The organism is Staphylococcus ureilyticus, assembly GCF_002902235.1.
Taxonomy (GTDB): Bacteria; Bacillota; Bacilli; order Staphylococcales; family Staphylococcaceae; genus Staphylococcus; species Staphylococcus ureilyticus.
The window spans coordinates 118,938-138,843 of sequence record NZ_PPRL01000084.1 but is presented as its reverse complement, the minus strand read 5'-3'; the positions used below and the strand labels follow the sequence as shown (position 1 = coordinate 138,843).

17 protein-coding genes are annotated in these 19,906 nt (G+C 32.4%); 5 read left to right on the top strand and 12 right to left on the bottom strand.

Going from position 1 to position 19,906, the window contains the following annotated elements; translation table 11 throughout:
• Positions 1-217 precede the first annotated feature (217 nt).
• Positions 218-1,981 carry an ABC transporter ATP-binding protein gene (locus CD150_RS09050; protein ID WP_073344189.1) on the bottom strand — a complete coding sequence of 588 codons (1,764 nt, stop codon included), beginning with the start codon at positions 1,979-1,981 and terminating at the stop codon, positions 218-220.
• Positions 1,974-3,755: an ABC transporter ATP-binding protein gene (locus CD150_RS09045; RefSeq protein ID WP_073344886.1), complete on the bottom strand. Its 1,782-nt coding sequence runs from the start codon at positions 3,753-3,755 to the stop codon at positions 1,974-1,976. The genes CD150_RS09050 and CD150_RS09045 overlap by 8 nt, the downstream gene beginning before the upstream one ends.
• A 186-nt stretch (positions 3,756-3,941) precedes the next feature.
• Between CD150_RS09045 and CD150_RS09040 the strand changes: the two genes are divergently transcribed.
• Entirely contained in the window at positions 3,942-4,751 is an 810-nt protein-coding gene (locus CD150_RS09040) for a VOC family protein (protein WP_073344193.1), read from the top strand.
• A 181-nt stretch (positions 4,752-4,932) separates the two neighbouring features.
• Here CD150_RS09040 and CD150_RS09035 read toward each other — a convergent pair whose 3' ends face one another.
• The 4 genes from CD150_RS09035 to CD150_RS09020 all read right to left on the bottom strand — a co-directional run bounded on the left by CD150_RS09035 (position 4,933) and on the right by CD150_RS09020 (position 9,234).
• Complete coding sequence (locus CD150_RS09035) at positions 4,933-5,592, bottom strand: NAD(P)H-dependent oxidoreductase (RefSeq protein ID WP_073344196.1); 660 nt, start codon at positions 5,590-5,592, stop codon at positions 4,933-4,935.
• 118 nt (positions 5,593-5,710) lie between these two features.
• Positions 5,711-6,508: a Cof-type HAD-IIB family hydrolase gene (locus CD150_RS09030; protein WP_073344199.1), complete on the bottom strand. Its 798-nt coding sequence runs from the start codon at positions 6,506-6,508 to the stop codon at positions 5,711-5,713.
• A 274-nt stretch (positions 6,509-6,782) separates the two neighbouring features.
• Positions 6,783-8,327, bottom strand: coding sequence for a sodium:solute symporter family protein (locus tag CD150_RS09025; RefSeq protein ID WP_103161511.1), 1,545 nt, complete (start codon positions 8,325-8,327; stop codon positions 6,783-6,785).
• A 25-nt stretch (positions 8,328-8,352) separates the two neighbouring features.
• Positions 8,353-9,234 (bottom strand): N-acetylneuraminate lyase, encoded by an 882-nt coding sequence (locus tag CD150_RS09020; RefSeq protein ID WP_073344207.1) that lies wholly within the window; start codon positions 9,232-9,234, stop codon positions 8,353-8,355.
• Positions 9,235-9,458: 224 nt separating this feature from the next.
• Between CD150_RS09020 and CD150_RS09015 the strand changes: the two genes are divergently transcribed.
• A complete protein-coding gene (locus CD150_RS09015) occupies positions 9,459-10,331 on the top strand; it encodes an ROK family protein (protein ID WP_073344210.1) in 873 nt (290 codons plus the stop codon).
• A gap of 358 nt (positions 10,332-10,689) precedes the next feature.
• On the opposite strand, the gene CD150_RS09010 is transcribed toward CD150_RS09015, so the two are convergent.
• A complete protein-coding gene (locus CD150_RS09010; protein ID WP_103161510.1) occupies positions 10,690-11,487 on the bottom strand; it encodes a MurR/RpiR family transcriptional regulator in 798 nt (265 codons plus the stop codon).
• 165 nt (positions 11,488-11,652) lie between these two features.
• Between CD150_RS09010 and CD150_RS09005 the strand changes: the two genes are divergently transcribed.
• Positions 11,653-12,321, top strand: coding sequence for an N-acetylmannosamine-6-phosphate 2-epimerase (locus tag CD150_RS09005; RefSeq protein WP_070037368.1), 669 nt, complete (start codon positions 11,653-11,655; stop codon positions 12,319-12,321).
• A gap of 87 nt (positions 12,322-12,408) precedes the next feature.
• Here CD150_RS09005 and srtA read toward each other — a convergent pair whose 3' ends face one another.
• Positions 12,409-13,008, bottom strand: a complete 600-nt coding sequence (srtA, locus tag CD150_RS09000; RefSeq protein ID WP_019470047.1) for a class A sortase SrtA — start codon at positions 13,006-13,008, stop codon at positions 12,409-12,411.
• Positions 13,009-13,169: 161 nt separating this feature from the next.
• Here srtA and CD150_RS08995 point away from each other — a divergent pair, with 161 nt between their 5' ends.
• Positions 13,170-14,339, top strand: a complete 1,170-nt coding sequence (locus CD150_RS08995) for an ArgE/DapE family deacylase (protein WP_103161509.1) — start codon at positions 13,170-13,172, stop codon at positions 14,337-14,339.
• Between the two features lie 162 nt (positions 14,340-14,501).
• Here the strand turns inward: CD150_RS08995 and CD150_RS08990 are convergent, their stop codons facing one another.
• Positions 14,502-15,176 carry a haloacid dehalogenase type II gene (locus CD150_RS08990; protein ID WP_070657985.1) on the bottom strand — a complete coding sequence of 225 codons (675 nt, stop codon included), beginning with the start codon at positions 15,174-15,176 and terminating at the stop codon, positions 14,502-14,504.
• Positions 15,177-15,392: 216 nt separating this feature from the next.
• On the opposite strand from CD150_RS08990, the gene CD150_RS08985 reads away from it, so the two are divergent.
• Positions 15,393-15,656, top strand: coding sequence for a hypothetical protein (locus CD150_RS08985; RefSeq protein WP_073344216.1), 264 nt, complete (start codon positions 15,393-15,395; stop codon positions 15,654-15,656).
• Between the two features lie 351 nt (positions 15,657-16,007).
• On the opposite strand, the gene CD150_RS08980 is transcribed toward CD150_RS08985, so the two are convergent.
• The 3 genes from CD150_RS08980 to CD150_RS08970 are packed head-to-tail and all read right to left on the bottom strand — an operon-like array spanning position 16,008 to position 19,894.
• Positions 16,008-17,078: an NAD(P)-dependent alcohol dehydrogenase gene (locus tag CD150_RS08980; RefSeq protein ID WP_073344219.1), complete on the bottom strand. Its 1,071-nt coding sequence runs from the start codon at positions 17,076-17,078 to the stop codon at positions 16,008-16,010.
• 19 nt (positions 17,079-17,097) lie between these two features.
• Positions 17,098-18,582 (bottom strand): xylulokinase, encoded by a 1,485-nt coding sequence (gene xylB, locus CD150_RS08975; RefSeq protein WP_073344889.1) that lies wholly within the window; start codon positions 18,580-18,582, stop codon positions 17,098-17,100.
• Between the two features lie 16 nt (positions 18,583-18,598).
• Positions 18,599-19,894 carry an MFS transporter gene (locus CD150_RS08970; protein ID WP_225309903.1) on the bottom strand — a complete coding sequence of 432 codons (1,296 nt, stop codon included), beginning with the start codon at positions 19,892-19,894 and terminating at the stop codon, positions 18,599-18,601.
• Between the last annotated feature and the right edge of the window lie 12 nt (positions 19,895-19,906).

Genomic DNA, 19,906 nt, shown 5'->3' with positions numbered 1-19,906 from the left:
AGTAGTCCCCCAGGCTCATTTGCTTTGTTTATTCTTTAAACCTACATTCGATTCTAATACATAACGAACGCACTTCCATAATTATAAAATATAGAGCTACCTCAATAGTTCTTTGACTGCACCCCTTTTATTTTGGCTTTTGATTGTTTAGTTTCATTTAAATTTTGTAATAACGTTAATTTCCATACTTCATTGATTTTGTTCAAAAATGGGTAATTTAACCATTTTGTAATGCATACATATTATAATAAATACCATTTTTTTTAATCAGCGTTTCATGTGTACCTTGCTCTACAATTTCTCCGTGATTTAATACAAGTATTTTATCTGCATCCTGAATCGTAGAAAGTCTGTGTGCAATGGCTAAAGTGGTTCTTCCCTTTCTCATTGTATTCAAAGATTGTTGTATTTGTTCCTCTGTTTCAGAATCAATGTTTGCTGTCGCTTCATCTAAAATAAGTATTTTAGGATTTGTAGCAATTGTTCTTGCAAATGCTATCAATTGTCGTTCACCACTTGAAAATGAGCTTCCTTTTTCAATCACTCTATGTTGATACTGACCTGACAATTTTTCAATAAAATGATGCGCATGTACAAATTCTGCTGCAGCTTTTACTTGTTCAAATGTCATCGTAGGATGATACAGTTTAATATTTGATGCAACCGTACCATAAAATATAAATGCGTCTTGAAGCACTAGCCCTATTTTCTGTTTTAATTCTTGTTTAGGGATTGTTTTTATTGAATGTCCATCCACATTAATGCTCCCTCGTTCAAATTCATAAAAACGCATAAACAAATTTATAATTGAACTCTTCCCAGAACCCGTATGACCAACAAGAGCTACCATTTCACCAGGATTAACGGTAAAATTAATATTTTTTAATACATCCGTCTTTCCATCATAGCTAAAACTGACTTCTTTAAATTCAATCTTTCCTTCTTCAATTGTGTACGATGGTACAGGTTGTTGTTCAGGTTCGTATGTGTCATCATCAATTAAAGTAAATACCCTACTCGCAGAAACTAAAGCTTGTTGCAAAATATTTAAATTTTGACTCACTTGATTAATTGGTTCAAAAAACCGTTCCATATATTGAACAAATGCAAATACAACGCCAGCCGTAATACCTGTCGTAAAGCTTATGATACCAAAATATCCCAAAATCATAACTACCGCAAAAATAGCTAGAGAACTTATTGCAGGTCTCAATAATAAACTATCAAGTTTCACAGTTTTTAACATATATTGATAATGTTCATCATTAATACGATTGAATTCACTGTTTAATCTTTTTTCTTGGTTAAACGCCTGTATTATCTTCATGCCTTCTATAGACTCTGCTAATTTTGTATTTAAATCGGACAATTTTTGTCTAGATTTTGCAAATAAAACAGCTGAGTATTTACGATAACTCGCAAGAATAAATATAATAACTGGTAAAAATATTAAAGATATTAAAGCCAATCTCATCTCTAAAATAAACATCATTATATAACTAGAAATCATCATAAAAAAGGCTATAAGAAATGTTGAAAATACGCCTATAATCATATCAACAATTGTCTCAGTGTCATTCGTTAACCTAGAGACTATACTACCACCTGATACCTTATCAAAATATTTCATTCCCAATTTACCTAATTTATTAAAAGCGTCAATTCTTAATTGTTGGATCACTTTAAAAGCAAGATATTGAAAAAGATATTGGCTTAAATACATTGTTACTGCACCTATTATTTGAATACTAATAAAGATAATCATCAGCCATATCATTGCTTGTTGGGGAAAAACGCGTGGCGTAAGATAATCATCAATAAATACTTTCACTAAGTAAGGCGTCAACATACTTGCAATCGTTGATATTGTTAACGTTAAAAACGCTAAAGCAATAGTTCCTTTATAAGGGGTCGTATACTTAAATAACCTAATCAAAGCCTGAGCTTGATCTTTTGCAGTTAAATTAACTTTCTCAGCCATTGGTATCGTCCCCTTTCGTTAAGTCATCTAAATTACGCGTGAGCTTTTGTTGTAAAGCTTGAGCTCGATATGTTTCGTAATACCATCCTTTTTGATTCATCAAAGTAGAATGTGTGCCCTTTTCTACAATCGTTCCTTTATCCATAACAATAATTTCATCCGCTTGTTTCACAGCACTCATCCGATGCGCAGTAATAATATTAGTTTTTCCTTTTCTTAGTTTTTTTAAATTGCTTAGTATCACTTCTTCGGTTTTGGCATCTACTGCAGAAAGGGAATCATCAAGTATTAATACCTCTGGGTCTATTAATAGCGCTCTCGCAATGGATATTCTTTGTTTTTGTCCTCCTGACAATGATACGCCTCTTTCACCTACCACTGTTTGATATTGATCAGGAAAAGATAATATATCTTCATGAATATCACTTGCTTGACTTGCTGCAAATATTTGGTTATCACCTATTTTTTCATTACTAAATGCAATATTATTACGAATTGAAGTTGAAAATAAAAAGTGTTCCTGTGGTACATATCCAAACTGATTTCTCAAAAGCTGTACATTATAATCTCGAATAGGATGCTCACCATATGTGATTTCATGCGTTTCTTTTGTATCATACTCTCTAAGTAGCAATCTAATCAGCGTACTTTTCCCTGAACCAGTTCTTCCAACGATGCCCACAGTAGTACCCTCCCTAACTTCAAAATGTACATTATAGATACCTTCTTTCGAATCACCCGGGAAATTAAATTTCTTAATATTAAACTCAATATTTCCAACGGGTCTAGTGTTAAGTTTATAATCTGTATCTATATCATTAGGGGTATTTTCTATTTCTTCAATTCGTTCATATGATGCCTTTGCCCTTTGAACGATATTAAAAAATAGTCCTAGTGCTAGTAATGGCCAAACGAGCATCCCTAAATATGTCGTGAACGTAATCAGTTGACCAAGTGTGATTGTATTATTAAAAACCAATTTTGCACCAAATACGATTGATAAAAAGTAACTCATTCCTATCACTAATGTGATTGTTGGATCAAATAATGCATCAATTTTCGAAACTTTTAAATTTTTATCAACCACATCATCACTTAAATCTTTAAAATCTTGTTGGTCACTCGCTTCATAACCGAATGTCTTAGTTACTTTGATACCAGCAACACTTTCTTGAGTCTTATCGTTCAATCTACTAAACGCTGCTTGTGCTTTTTTAAATCCTTTACTAAGTAACGATCCATAAAAACTTGTTAACAATACCATAAAAGGTAGTGGTATCATTGCAATCAATGTTAATTTCCAGCTTACTGTTACAGCCATTGTAATCACCACTGTTCCACCAGTTATCAAAGAATCTGCAATCATCAATATTCCAGCACCCGCGGCATTTTGTACTGCTCTTATATCATTAGTTGCATGTGCCATTAAATCACCAGTTCTTCGATTTTGATAAAAGATAGCACTCATAACTGTATACTTTTTATATAAATATGTTCTTAATACTTGCCCCAACTTTTGACTAGTTCCAAATATTGATAATCTCCATATATACCTTAATACATAAGTTAAAATTGCTACCAATACTAATACCAAAAGATAAATCATTAATAGTTTAGGCGTTAATTTGTTTCCCACCATATCGTCAATAGTTTTACCTATAATCTGTGGAGGTAAAATTTCAATTAAAGCAATTAAAAATAATGTACTCAATCCAATAAGATAACTGCCTTTATGTTGTTTGAAAAACCATCCCAATTTCCAAAAAACTTGCATACGCTCACCCCACTCCATCCTCCAAATTGTCCATGTTCACATATTACCATATGTTGTTAAATGTAAATATATAAGTGATATTAAACTTTATGTAATTCTACGTCATGAGACAATTAAATTGACTTGGTATACTTTTTATATTAATTTGTATCTATAACTCATAACCGAATATAAAGGAGCAAGGCGATGACTTTTCACGATAAATCAGCAATTCAAGTAACAAATATCACCTTAAACATTAAAAATTTACAAACGATGTTGAATTTTTATTCACATATTTTAGGACTTAAAGTGGTATCAACAAATGATACTTCTGCAGTTTTGCAAGTAGGTTTGAGCGGCCATACAATTACGTTATGTGAAATACCAGAGGGACGTCAGCCTTCTTTAAGTGAAGCAGGACTATTTCACGTAGCATTTCTACTGCCCGACCGCAAAGACTTAGCTAATTTCTTATTTCATATTTCGCAATCAAACATTCCGGTTGGTGGTGGAGATCATCTAGTAAGTGAAGCTTTATACCTTAATGATCCAGAAGGGAATGGCATTGAAGTTTATTTCGACAGACCTAAGTCTGTATGGTTGTGGGAAAATGATAAAGTGAAAATGGATACGTTACAAGTAGATACGAATGATTTACTTAATCAAAGAACAGAGATGGGCTGGGATGAAATGCCAAATAATGCGAAGATTGGACATTTGCATTTGAAAACATCCGACTTAACCATCGCTCAACATTTTTACATTGAGCAACTAGGTCTCCAGCATATTTCTAACTTCCCGCAAGCTCTATTTATGTCATCTAAATATTATCATCACCATATTGCAGTAAATACTTGGCAATCACGCTTACCTAGAGTTGAAAATGATACAAGCTATGGATTAGCCCATATCGATATTTATAAACCAAGTATCGATACTGAAGAAACTTTTTTTATAGATGGTTTAAGTATTAGATTACACAATAATATGTCATTAATTGCTGATAAAACTTAAAAACAGTGACATCACACGCCATCAGTATAATAATTTAACTCACTTTTAAAGTTCATAAAACAAAGAAAACGTCAATTTCTGTAATGACAACAGAAATTGACGTTTATAATTCAATACATTGTATGAATGAATTGGCTTTCTTTTTTATGAATTTTAAATATTTGAGTCCTCGTAATGCTTATTATTCAACCCACTCTACTACATGTGATTGAGGTTGACGTACTTTTTCTTTTGCTGCGCTTTCTCTATAACCGAATGCAACCATTACAGATGGTGCAAAATGCGCTTCATCCATCAAGCCTTCATCACTTAAAAATTGCGTAACAGCATCTAAATCAAATCCTTCCATAGGGCAAGAATCAATATTTAATAATGCTGCACTCGTCATCATATTACCTAGTGCAATATATGTTTGTTTTTTAGCCCACTCCAACAATGTCTGCGCACTATCATTAATATGGAAACTTGTTTGGAAATTATCAAATTTTTCTTCTGTAGCAGGTATACTGTCTTCGCTATATTGTTTAATGTCTCGAATCATATGTTGTACAAATGGTGATTTAGAAGTTACGTTTTTTCGCGCTAATAAAATTACAAAATGGCTTGCTGTCTCTAACTGCCCTTTTGCACCCCAACTTATTTCTTTTAACTTATTTCTAATTTCAGAATTTTGTACTACGATAAATTTCCACGGTTCTAATCCTAGAGAACTTGGAGACAATCTACCCGCTTCTAAGATTGTGTTAAATTCACTTTCACTTATCTTTTTATCTGAATCAAACCTTTTTGTTGCATGTCTAAAATTAAACGCATTTATAATTGTCTGTTGCATATCATTCATTTCTTGTTTGCCTTCCTTTCCATTCGTAGCTTATATTTTTTAGTATAAGATAGGTTGTTAGACGGATGAAAGTAATATGTTTAAGCGTAATACTGCCAAAATTTTAAATATTAATTTTTCATTTTAGTACTTTATCTTCAATAATTGATAAAACACCTTGTTTATCATTTGACGGTGCTACATACTTTGCAATTTCGAATAAGGTTTCATCTTCACAATTTTCCATTACATAACTATGTGTTGCTAATTGCAGCATATCTAAATCATTATTTGCATCTCCAAAAGCCATGAGTTCATCTTCCGATAGTTCCCATTTTTTTAATAATCTTGCTAACGCATTACCTTTGGTCATACCAGGTAAAATGATATCGATACTATCTCGACCACTCGATACAAGTGATAAATCTTGTGAAAAGCGATTTGACAAATCTTCATCAAGTGTTGGATGTGTTGTTCTATCTATATTTAAGGCTATTTTTACATATTCGTCTTCTGGTAAATTTTGCAAGGATGCTATTTCTTTTAATTGTCGGTAATAAAAATGTGCATCTTTTTTAAATGATTGTCCATTATTCTTTAATATGTAAGCACTTTTTACGCCACAAACAATTATTTCATTGATACCACGCGTGATGTTTAAGTAATTAACAATATTATGGAAAACATCTTTTTCAAATGCTTGATAATCATACAACGTATTGTCTTCATAAATAACCGCACCGTTTTCCGCAACAAAAAACATAGCTTTATCTCCAAAAATAGATTTTAATTTTGCGTATTGATTACCACTTGCTGCTATAAATTTAATATTTTCATTTTTTAATTGTTGAAAGATACGATTAAACCTTTCTTGATCATATTGTTTTTTTGAATCCAAAAATGTACCATCCATATCTACTGCGATTGCTTTTATCATACTTATCATCCCCTCGAATACTCTGCTTATATCTGTAATTCATTATATCCATAATTTTCGAGGAATTAAAATGAATCACGTATTTTATGCTGTAAATAACATGATTTTCAAAAATTAAAAAAAGAGGCAGAATAGAACGCATATACACAATATGCTTCATTCTACCTACCTTATATAACGTATTCATTTTCTCAAAAATATTTTGAGATAAACAGAAGTAAATTGTTTTATAACAATTCAACGCATCATTTATTATACCTAACTACATAAAACTTTAGACTTCTTGATCGTCTTCTTTCATACGGACAATAGAGACATAATTAGATTTTTCTTTAATATCATAGATGGTTAAACCAGTAATGTCTTTTTGTTTGCCTGGCACAATAATACTTATGATATAAGAGAAAACAAAGGCTACTATAAACGAAATAATTGATACATAGAATGGTGAATTACCGCCACCCATACCATTAAAGATATAAGCAAAAATAATTCCAAAAATTAATCCCATCAGCACACCGAATGTATTCGTACGACGTGTGAATATACCAACCGCAAACACACCAGCCAATGGCACACCCACTAATCCAGTAATTAACAAGAATAGATCCCAAAGGTCATTAGAATCTGCTGCAATTAGATAAATAGACATGCCGAATCCAAATAAACCTGAAAGAATAATCATCCATCTCGCAAATCCTACTTCGCTTTTTTCATTTTTCTTGCCGAAGAATCTGTGCTTAATATCAACAGAAATACAAGCTGAAATTGAATTTAAACTTGAAGAAATGGTTGATTGTGCCGCTGCAAATATTGCCGCTATCAATAATCCAGCAACAAATGGTGGCATTTCAGTAAGTATAAAGTATGGTACTACAGATGAAGTATTAAAATCTTTAGGCAATGCACTTTCATGACTATAAAATGAGTACATCATTGTTCCCATACCATAGAATAAGGGCGCTGATATTAAAGCTAATAACCCGTTCGTCCATAAAGACTTTTTAGTTTCTGATATAGAATCTGACGCTTGATAACGTTGTACCACATCTTGACTTGCTGTGTATTGATGCAAGTTATTAAAAATGTTTCCTAAAAAGATGATAGGAATTGCTGCCGCGGCAGTATTAAATTTCCAGTTATCAGCACTAATGATTTTATTATGTTCCAGTGCATCACTGACAACGGTGCCCATTCCCCCTTGAATGTGGACGACACCTAAAATAATAATTGCTGCTGCCCCACCTAATAGAATGACACCTTGAATGAAATCACTCCATACTACACCTTCGAAACCTCCAAGAAATGTATAAAGAATACATAAGATACCAACCAAACTTGCCACAACATACGGGTTCATATCTGACACAGATGTAATCGCTAATGTAGGTAAATAAATGACAATGGCTACTCTCCCAATATGGAATAATACAAATAGTAATGAACCAATAACACGAATACTAGGTCCAAAACGTGCCTCTAAATATTCATACGCAGATGTCACTTTTAATTTTTTAAAAAATGGTACATAAAAGTAAATAAGTAAAGGAATAATTGCTACAATCGCAATATTACCTGCAATATATGACCAGTCTGTTAAAAATGCTTTTTCTGGCGTAGACATAAAAGTAATCGCACTCAAAGTCGTTGCATAGATAGAGAACCCTACTGCCCATGAAGGCAAACGACCACTAGCCGTAAAGAAACTATCTGTACTTTGGCTTGCGCGTTTGGTAAAATATGCTCCGACTAAAAGCATAACTAAAAGGTAAATAACTACTGCTATCCAGTTCCATGTACCAAAACCAACTTGTTCCATTTAATTCATCCCCTTATACGGTAACCTACAAATCGTATTTGTTAATTAATGTTTCTAATTTAGCTCTGTTATTTTCATTGAATGGTTTAAATGGGCGTTTCGGTAAACCTCCGTCAATGCCACGTGTCGCTAAAATTTCTTTTAATGTAGAATAAATGCCCATAGACAACACATTTTCAATTATGTCGTTAGTATCATGCTGAATTTGATATGCTTCATCAATTTGACCGCTTTTAGCTTTTTCAAAAATTTGTCTTGCGCGTCTACCATTAACGTTATAAGTAGACCCAATTGCGCCATCCACACCAGAAATAGCTGCTTGCACTAACATTTCATCAAAACCTGAAAGTATTAATTTATCTGGATACGCTTTTCGAATACGTTCTAATAGGAAAAAATTAGGGGCTGTATATTTTACGCCAACCACTTTTTCATGATTAAATAATTCACCAAATTGTTCTATAGAAATGTTAACGCCAGTTAAGTCTGGAATTGCATAAATAATTAAATTATTTTGTGTCGCTTCAATTAATTCAAAATAGTAATCTTTGATTTCTTCAAATGAAAATGGATAATAGAACGGTGTAACTGCTGAAATCGCATCATATCCTAATTCAGTTGCATATTTACCTAACTCTATTGCTTCGTTTAAATCTAACGACCCAACTTGAGCAATCATTTTTACATTTTTATTAACCGCCTCTTTCGCAACTTTAAAAACTTGTTTCTTTTGTTCTTTATTTAATAAGAAGTTTTCACCTGAGCTGCCGTTAACATAAAGTCCATCTAAGCCTTCAGTTTCAATGGCATTTTGAGCAATTTGCGCCAATCCTTTCTCTTTAACCTGACCATCTTCATCAAATGGTACTAATAATGCTGCATATAAACCTTTTAAATTCTCTTCCATCGTATAACCCTCCATCTATATATTTAAGTTATTATTCAAAATCATTTATATAACTGTATAATGCTTTAAAAAATATCTTTTATTTATTCTATTTACAGTTCAAATTGTAAACGCTATCATAGAGTGTGGCAATAGAATTTTGAAAAAATACATCATTTCGAAACAATATAAGTGAAAATTTTTTTCAATATCGATTTCTTTTAAAAATTAAGGAGGATTTGTATATGCATCCATATAAGATTGCTATTGATATTGGAGGGACAGAAATTAAAGCAGCTGTAGTTGATCAATCATTAAATTTTATAGAATATATCAAAACACCTACCCCTAACAACATAGATACATTTATTGAGGATAAAATTTATAACATTGTAATGACGTTTCAAAAATCTTATCAAATGTCCCCACTTTATGTCGGCATTTCTAGCGCAGGCGTTATAGACGAACGCCGTGGCATAGTTGAATACGCTGGTCCAACCATACCTAATTATGTAGGTACTGACTTCAAGTGTTTGCTTAAACCATTATATGCTCAGGTGAATGTATTTAACGATGTCAATGCAGCTTTGTTAGGGGAATTGGTTTTCCATGATTACAGCGCACAAAATATTTTTTGCTTAACACTGGGTACAGGAATTGGGGGCGCTTTTTATAATAAATATTCCCAACTATACAACGGGGAACGAAATCGTGCTAATGAAATTGGTTATTTACTTTTTGATAGACAAACAAACAAAACATTCGAACAACGTGCCTCAACAACTGCCTTAAAAACACTCATGTTAGAAAAAGGATTTATTTATCAAGATAATGTACCAAAATTATTTGAACTCGCAGATCAACAAGATAATCTTGCATTATCTATACTCAATCAATGGAGTGATTCAATCGCAGAAGGTATCGCTCAAATACAGATTATTTATGATCCCGGTTTAATTCTGATCGGTGGCGGTGTTTCTTCACAAGGAAAAAATTTATTAAAATACATCGTACCTAAAGTCGAACATTACTTACCTGAGCAATACGGTCATGCTCATATACAAACAACGCGTACACAGAATCATGCTGCACTTTATGGCGCAGTCTCTAAATTTTAAAACAGCTATTGACGACGTTATGCTGTTATAGCCATGAAAATTGCGTCCTTTATGAACCAAAACCATCAAAAATCCTACTATCAAAAAAATATTGATATTAAGCCAATTTTTCGTTTATACAGGTATTTACTGTTGCACACGAAGAAAGCGGTCATAAATAAACACAATTAAGCGAGCACAGCACTTACCTGTTTCTTCATACTTTGAAATATATCCACCATTTTAATGTCCATGGACTACAAAAACGCCAAATTCTATATAATCTCAATAGAATTTGGCGTTTTTGTTTTAATCAAGGATACTTATATGCCTAACGAACCTCGTAACATTTATTTACGTGTTTACGTTCACAAAGACTCTATTCATTTAACACTACTTTTTTCGTATGTTGATATACATTATGCATATATGTATCATCTAATAATAAGTAACTGACAATATCTATTAAAAACAATGTTGCGATTTGAGTATTAATAAATTGTGTGTCTTTATTTCTAGATTGATCAGTTGTTATGAGCACTAAATCTGCACACTCAGTAATTGGACTTCCTTCATAATTCGTTATAACTACGACATAAGCCCCACGTTCATGTGCTACTTTGGCTGCAGCTATAAGCTCTGTAGTTTCACCACTATTTGAAATCGCAACAAATGTATCTGATGCTGATAACAAAGAAGCAAATATTTTCATTTGATGAGCATCTGTAGACACATTCCCTTTCAAACCCATTCTCATCATACGATAGTAAAATTCTGTAGCTGATAATCCAGAACTACCAAGACCTGCATAAATGATTTGTCTACTTCGAATAATTTGGTTAACAAAACTTTGAATTTTTTCATCAGAAATAAATTCTCCTGTTTGCTGAATAATATTTTGATGATATTTATGAATACGTTGAATTAAAGGACTATTTTCTATTACTCTTTCCGACATTTCTTGCTGTAAATTAAACTTCAAATCTTGAAAGTTCTCATAATCTAATTTATTGCTAAATCTTGTAATCGTTGCAGGCGAAGTACCAATCGCATATGCTAATGAATTAATTGTTGAAAATGTGTCGTCAAAGTCATTGTTTTGAATATACGCTACGATTTGTTTATCTGTTTTAGTAAATAAATGATGGTAACGTTGCAGGCGATTTTCAAATTTCATATTATCTATCCTCCCATCCCAATCATAGCTATAGTATAAATGAAAATGTTTTTCATAACAATGAAATATATTGATTATTATTTTCTTGGTGTTATATTAAAAATATAAATCTATTAGATAGTAAAGTATTTTATTAAATCTACTAAAGTTACGGAGTGTATTATTATGTTACCACAAGGATTAATTGTCTCATGTCAAGCCTTGGAAAATGAGCCGTTACATTCATCTTTTATCATGTCAAAAATGGCTTTAGCTGCATATGAAGGTGGTGCTGTTGGCATTAGAGCAAACTCTAAAGAAGACATTATGGCGATAAAACAAGAGGTGAATTTACCTATCATCGGTATTGTCAAAAGAGACTATGCAAATTCTGATGTTTTTATCACCGCAACACGTAAAGAAGTCGATGAATTACTAGAAAGCAAATGTGAAGTTATTGCCTTGGATGCTACAAAGCAGGAGCGTCCTGAAGAATCATTACAAGAACTTGTTTCTTATATACGTCAGCAAGCACCAAATATAGAAATTATGGCTGATATCTCTACACTTGAAGAAGCACAATATGCTGATAAATTAGGTTTTGATTACATAGGAACGACCCTTCGAGGCTATACTGCTTATACTAAAGGACATATTTTGTATGAAGATAACTTCAAATTTTTAAAAGATGTGATTTCACATGTTCATGCAAAAGTTATAGCTGAAGGAAATGTCATCACACCTGAAATGTTTAAACAAGTTACAGCCTTAAATGTTCATTGTACAGTCGTCGGAGGTGCGATTACACGCCCTAAAGAAATCACCAAAAGATTTATTCAAGCAATTGAAAATTAACATTTAAAAAAGCCCGTATTCAAACCCATGTTTTTACTTGGTAATGAATACGGACTTTTTATATGATTTTTTATTTAACGGTGCATGTTATAGTGCTTCGGCAATAAATATTTTTCTATCTTCCCACTCACCTGTTTGTTCATTGTAATTATCACATGTAATTAATGTTAGTTGCTTCTTATTCGATGCTTGTTCGTCCAACACTTCAACTTCATCTGGTTTCACATCATAAATTTTAGTAATCTGATACGTTCTTCGCTCATCTCCAACTTTAAAATAAACTTTGCTTCCCTTTTTCGTTTCAGGTAACCTAGAAAATTGATAATCCGAATGACCCGTTAATGTATGACCTGCAATTGCGATATTTTGATCCTCTAATGATTCGTTTGATTCCACAAAACTTACGCCTCTATCTAATTGTTTCGGCGTGGCCGGGCCAGGATAAACAGGTGTTTTAATATCTGCATCAGGAATTGATAAATAACCTGCCATCTTTGTCTTATCTTTAGGTATTTCTACTTTCTTTTTTTCAGAAGTTTTAGATTGTTGGTCATAATGTTCTATTTTATTTTCATTGTCTTTTTGAGTAAAATAATTATCAATCTTTGGTTTCATAAATAAATAAATTGCTATTATAATGAGTGCCACACCAATTAATGTGACAAGTCTACTTCCCCATTTTTTCATGTCACGCATGCTCCTTTGTCTAAATCAAAAGATTCATTATAAGTATAGCACAACTCATTATCTAACAAAGCATATTTTTTTGCATCAATCCTTTTATAGTTTTAAAAATTAATAATGTGGTAGATACTAAAGTATTCAATATATATAAAGGATGTGTTTGTATGTCAGTATTTTCTAATGATGAGCGTGTAAAGATATTGTCTGACATTGTTGAAATTCAATCTGTGAACGAAAAAGAACTTGATGTCGCACATTATTTACAAGATTTATTTAATAAATACGGAATTCAAACTAAAATCGAAAAACTGGAAGGCGAAAACACAAGAGCTAACTTAGTTGCAGAAATTGGTAACGGAAAACCTGTGGTTGGTATTTCAGGGCATATGGACGTTGTCACTACAGGTGATGAAAATTTATGGAATTATGACCCATTTAAGCTTACAGAAGATAATCAAGGAAGATTACACGGACGTGGCTCTGCAGATATGAAATCAGGACTAGCCGCTTTAGCAATTAGTTTAATAGAAATTAAAGAAGCAGGTACATTAAATCAAGGTACTATCAGATTTATGGCGACTGCAGGAGAAGAAGTAACGAGTGACGGCGCTGCATTATTACATGAAAAAGGCTATATGGATGACGTCGAAGCCCTATTAATCGCAGAGCCTTCACAAGATGGCATTGTTTATACACATAAAGGTACCATGGATATTCAAGTGATATCCAAAGGTAAATCTTCACACAGCTCAATGCCTGAATTAGGTTATAATGCGATTAATCCATTGGTCGATTTTATTCATTATTTAAATAAAGCGTATAACAAAGTTGATATTAAAAGTGAGTTGCTCGGTACGCCAACAATGAATTCAACAATCATATCCGGTGGCGACCAAGTCAATTCTATACCAGCCTATGCTGAATCACTGTTTAACATGCGTACCATACCAGATTATGATAATAATAAATTTGAGGCGTTATTTAACAGTATAAAAGATCAAGTTAACCAAGAAAGTGACGCCGATATAACTGTTAACCCTTATGTAAACCGCGATCCTGTATATACTAAGGGAGATAATACATTCTTAAAATTAGCTAAATCTTTAGGTGATTCCTATTTTGATAGAAATCTGGATGTGACTTCTTCTACTGCAACTACAGATGCATCATATTTAATGAAAGATAAAGATGAAAGTTTCTCATTTGTAATGTATGGCCCAGGTGAGACCGGACAAGCACATCAAGTTGATGAATATGTTTATAAAGATACTTATCTAACTTTTATAGATTTATATAGCCAGTTATTACCACAATATTTAAATACGGCTAAATAAAATCACTAAGCACGTGAAATAACTCTCTTACGATTACTAAACAAAGCTTGATACAGAAACTGCATACTCAAATAAATGGCTAATCCACTTCGTATGGATTAGCCATTATGATGATTTTTCACTTTTAATGACTGTAAATACTCTCTGGACAATCTTAAATGTTTATTTATTCATCTCTAACCAATTAATTAATTCATTTAAATTATTAACTGTTATTGTAGGATTTTGTCCATTATAATCAAAATGTCCATTTTGTCTATTCACCCAAGCTGTATCAAAACCGAAATTGGTTGCTCCTGTTACGTCCCAAGAATTAGAAGAAACAAATAATATCTCTTCTCTTTTCAGATGATGATATTTCAAAATCAATGCATAACTTGCAGGGCTGGGTTTATATTGTTTAATTTCATTAACGCTCATAACTGTATTAATATTTTCCCCTAACTCAGAATTATCAATCAATGGTCTAAGCATATTATCATTTCCATTAGATAGTATACCAACATCGATATTCATATTATTAAGTTGCGCGAGTATTTTAGGTACTTCGTAAAAATACTCTAAATTTAAAAAAGCATCAAACAACCTGTTTATATCTTCACGATCATATTGTATTTTGTGTTCATCCATTGTATAACGTAAAGCTTCTTTCGTTAACTCATCAAAGGAAATATATCTTTGCATAATTTGTTTTAAAAACATGTGATTTAATTGCGTTTTTCTCCACAGCTTTGAAATTGATGTTGCTTGTTCATCATCAAATTGCGTCATACCTTTTTTTAAAGAGGACATGTCAAAAAGTGTTCCATAAACATCAAAAATAATTGCTTTATACATTTTAAACCTCCTATTCAAAACACACATTTACTTATTCTTTATCACATTTCAACAAAGTCAAACAGTTTATTCTCATTTTTATTTTTATGTAAATTGATAAGGACAATTGTAAAGATATTCACTCTATCGTTTGTTAATTTTTTGTAAATTTCTTTAAATATAGCTTTATTACACTACAAATCGGTTATAGAACAGTAAGAAGGGAGGCTGGTTGTTATGAGAAGGATGTTTGTATTAGATTTACTAAACCTCTTTTTTATCGCCGTAGGTTACATGTTGATGATTACTTTGATTTTACTTTCTTTTGACTTCTTACAAATAAAAACAACCGGTTCAGTATTTTTAGAATCATTAAGTTCAGTTACTATTTTCCAATTTTTCAGCAATCCTATTTTTAACGGATTATTCACTTTATTTTTAATTGTATCTTCCCTAATATTTCTGTACAAAGCATTTGAACTTTATCAAAAAAATAAGTAATTATCATTGCTCTTCAATTAATTCAAAGCTTAATTTTATATCACTACAAATAAGCACCTATTTTTTATTTATAACGCATATCATTTATTTATTTTAAATTTTTTGAATTTTATATTGTAACAATACATTTTAAGATATATAATATTCTAAGAGAATGTTTCGTGCTATATCTCTAGGCTTTTATTGCCATCTATCATCATAGTTATATTCCATTCCCAGAATTAAACTTTATGCACCCATTAACACTAATGGTATCGCACTGCATTCTCAACAAATGTGCTAAAGTTGCTCATTTGAAAAGAGATCTAAAATCACTTTCAGGCAGTGATTTTAGATCTTCTTATAATACTATTACTTTAATTTCCCATTAGGATAAACCATAACTTTTAATGATCCGCTTTTATTGGTTCTTGCTCTTTCCATTGCCTCTTGTGCATCTTCCAAATCATATGAATCGGTAAACATTGTATTTAAATTAGCTGCAGTTGAAGATAACATCTCAATGCCCATTGGATAAGTATTGGCATATCTAAAGATACCTACGACATTAATTTCATGGTTAGCAATAAAAGGTATATTTAACTCAATATTTTCTTGTTGTGGCAAGCCAACTATTGCTAAAGTTCCGCCATTGTTCAAGACCGCTAGTGCATTTTGTAAGGCTGTTGGATTACCTGCAGTTTCAAAAGCATAATCTACACCGTTATGATTTGTTATTTCATTGATACGGGTGATAACATCTTCTTCTTTAATATTTATAACATGTGTTGCACCAAGTTCTAATGCCTCATTCAATCTTATTTGTTCAAGATCTGACACTATAATTCTTGTAGCACCAAAAGCTTTTGCTGCTACAACAGCCATCAAACCAACTGGGCCCATACCCATTATTACTACCGTGGAACCTGGTTGAACGTTTGCACGTTTACATGCTTGTACGCCAACTGAAAATGGTTCATTTAATGTTGCTTCTTCATATGATAGTGCATCAGGAATATGGAATAAAAATCCTTCAGGATGACTTATATATTGACTAAAAGCACCATCAATAGGAGGCGTAGCTAAAAACTTAACATCAGGACATAAGTTATATTTACCAGCTTTACAGTATTCGCACTCTCCACAGGGAACTCCAGGTTCAATAGCAACTCTATCCCCGGGTTTAAAATGTGTTACTTTTGAGCCGATATCAGCAACGATCCCTGAACATTCATGTCCTAAAATCAATGGTTTTTCAACAACAAATTCCCCTACACGACCGTGTTCATAATAATGAACATCCGATCCACAAACACCTACCGCCATCACTTTTACTAAAACATCTGTAGGTCCTAATTTAGGAACGTCTACTTCTTTAAGTTCCATCTCAAATGGTTTATTTAATATTGAAATGTTCATAGTTTCTGGAATATTATTATTCATTTTAATTTCCTCCTAATAATTAATTAATCTTTAATAAGTTTTCTGTTATCGTTTTTGTCTGAGCGTATATATTCTTATAAATTTCAAAATACTGTTTATATTTTTTATGATTTTCTATATTTGGTTTATATGTCTCTCCTAGCGCTATAAATGTTTCAGCACATGCTTGCATTGTATTAAACCAACCTAATCCATATGCAGCTAACATGGCTGCTCCTACACCTGGACCTTCTTCATATTTCAATGCAGTGACTTGAGTATTGAAAATATCTGCTTGCATTTGTAACCAAAAACTACTTCTAGCGCCACCACCAATCGAAATAATTTCATCAATATGCCTACCGTTTTCTCTCATATATACAATGGATTCATATAGTGAATAAGTAATGCCTTCCACTGTAGCTCGTGCAAAATCCGCTTCTTCTGTATTACTATTTATCCCAATGAAACTTCCTCTAATATATGCATCACCATGTGGTGTTCGCTCACCTTGAATGTATGGTGAAAACAACAAACCATTTGCTCCAATAGTAGATTTCTCAGCAAAATTCAAGATTTCATCAAATGAATATGCTTTAAAAAGCTTTTCTTTGAGCCAATTTAAACTATGACCTGCACTTAATGTGACACCCATTGCATACGACATATTAGGCATGGCATGTTTAAAGAAGTGAATGTTATGTCCATAATCTACTTGATTATTTGTAGTACACGATAAAATCACACCTGAAGTTCCTATACTACATAACGTTTGACCTTCATTAATAACACCTGAACCTAAAGCGCCACATGCATTATCTGCACCACCAGCAAAAACAGCAATATCTTCTTTAATGTTTAGTTCTTTTTTAACTATTTCTGTAACATTACCTACATAACTATGCGACTGTACTAACGGTGGGTATATATCACCAAGTTCCAACTTGTCCCCAATTTCTTTTTCCCAGTCATTTGTTTTTGGATTGAAAAGAAGCGTACCTGCTGCATCACTATATTCCATAGCAATATGACCTGTTAGTCGATAGCGTACATAATCTTTAGGTAACAAAAACACTTCTAATTGTTGCCAATAATTTGGTTCGTTCTGTTTCATCCATAAAAGTTTAGGTAATGTAAAACCTTCAAGTATAGGATTATTTAAAAGTGTCTTCCCAAATTTGTTTTCTAATTCCTCGCATTGTTTAGTAGTTCTAGTGTCATTCCATAGTATTGCATTTCTAATAGGTTGGTATGTTTTATCCAGTGGTACTAAACCATGCATTTGTCCAGAAAACGAAAGGGCGCTAATACGTTTATTTGTCATTGTCTCTGTATTTATTAACTTTTTTATACCTTCTTTTACTGCCTCCACCCATGATTCAGGATCTTGTTCACTGTAGCCAATATATGGCTGACTCAATTTCAAAGGAATACTTGATTGTTCAATAACATGACCGCTTTTATTCACAGCAATAATTTTCACTGAACTCGTACCTATGTCTATACCAAGTACAACCTGTTCCAATTTACATCTTCCTTTCTTAATAATTTTCAATTTGTGCATTTAATGCTTCAACTTTATCGTCCCCAATGCCTGGTTGATGAACTTTAATATAATAAGTGATTGCTGCACCTACGAAATAACAAATAGCAAAAGCCCATACGACGCCAACTTCGTTGAATAAAGGTAATATAAGCGTGGCAATTAATGGTGCAATAAAATTACTCAATCCAGCAGCAAGATTATGTGAAGAAAGTGTAGCACCAATATGATCAGGCTCTAAAGCTGTAAAAATTGCAAAAATAGGTACAAATGCTGATTGTGTAATACCGAATAATACTGCACATAAAATTGCAATTGCAAACACATCACCACTAAGTATTGGTAAATAATAAAATAATAATGTCGTGATGCCACAACCGATACAACCAAATAACATCACTTGACGTTTCCAACCAATTTTATCAGCAATAATACCCCAAACTACATCACCAACGATACACGTCACATGCATTGTTCCCCATGTCCATAACCATTGTTGCATTGAAAATCCAATAGTTTCCGTGAATAATACTGGAAAGATAATAACTAGCCCAAACAAAGACAATTGATTAATGATGCGTACGATAAAGACTTTAATAATTTCTGGATTCTTATAAACTACGCCGATATCTTTTAATACTTTAGTATATCTTTGTTTAACCGAAAGCGTTATATTCGGCTTTACATCCCGTTTTCCTACAACGATAAATGCAATTAAACATCCTATAAAGATCCATATTAATGACATCCATAGTGTTCCATTAAAACCTATAAATGGAATAGTGAAACTAGGTAAATAAGTACCAATTACCCCCATTCCAACTGAGAACATTGCCCAAAACCAACCAATTGCTGTGGCTAATCTTGCTTTATCAGTGATATAGGTTACCCATACTAAGAAACCATATAAAAACAAAGGATAACCTAATCCTCTAATACCATATAACACTAACATCATAGGCAAATTTTCCATTCCTATTCCAAACACTAAAAAAAGCACGTGGAAAATTAACCATATTATTGTTCCTAAAGCCATTATTTTCCTAGGACCGTAAACATCAGATAAAACAGCCGCTAACCAAGAACCCACAACTACCATCACGCCATATACTGTAAACACTAAGGAAGCTTGACCACCAGAAAAACCGATATCAACAATATTTTTTGATAAAAATGCCTGTTCGATCCCATCTCCTGTCATAAAAATAAATATAGCTATAAGTGCAATAAAAATAATTTTCGGGATTCCCATCCATGTTTTTGGACTATCTTTAGAAATTGTAATGTTATTCAAAATATTTCCCCC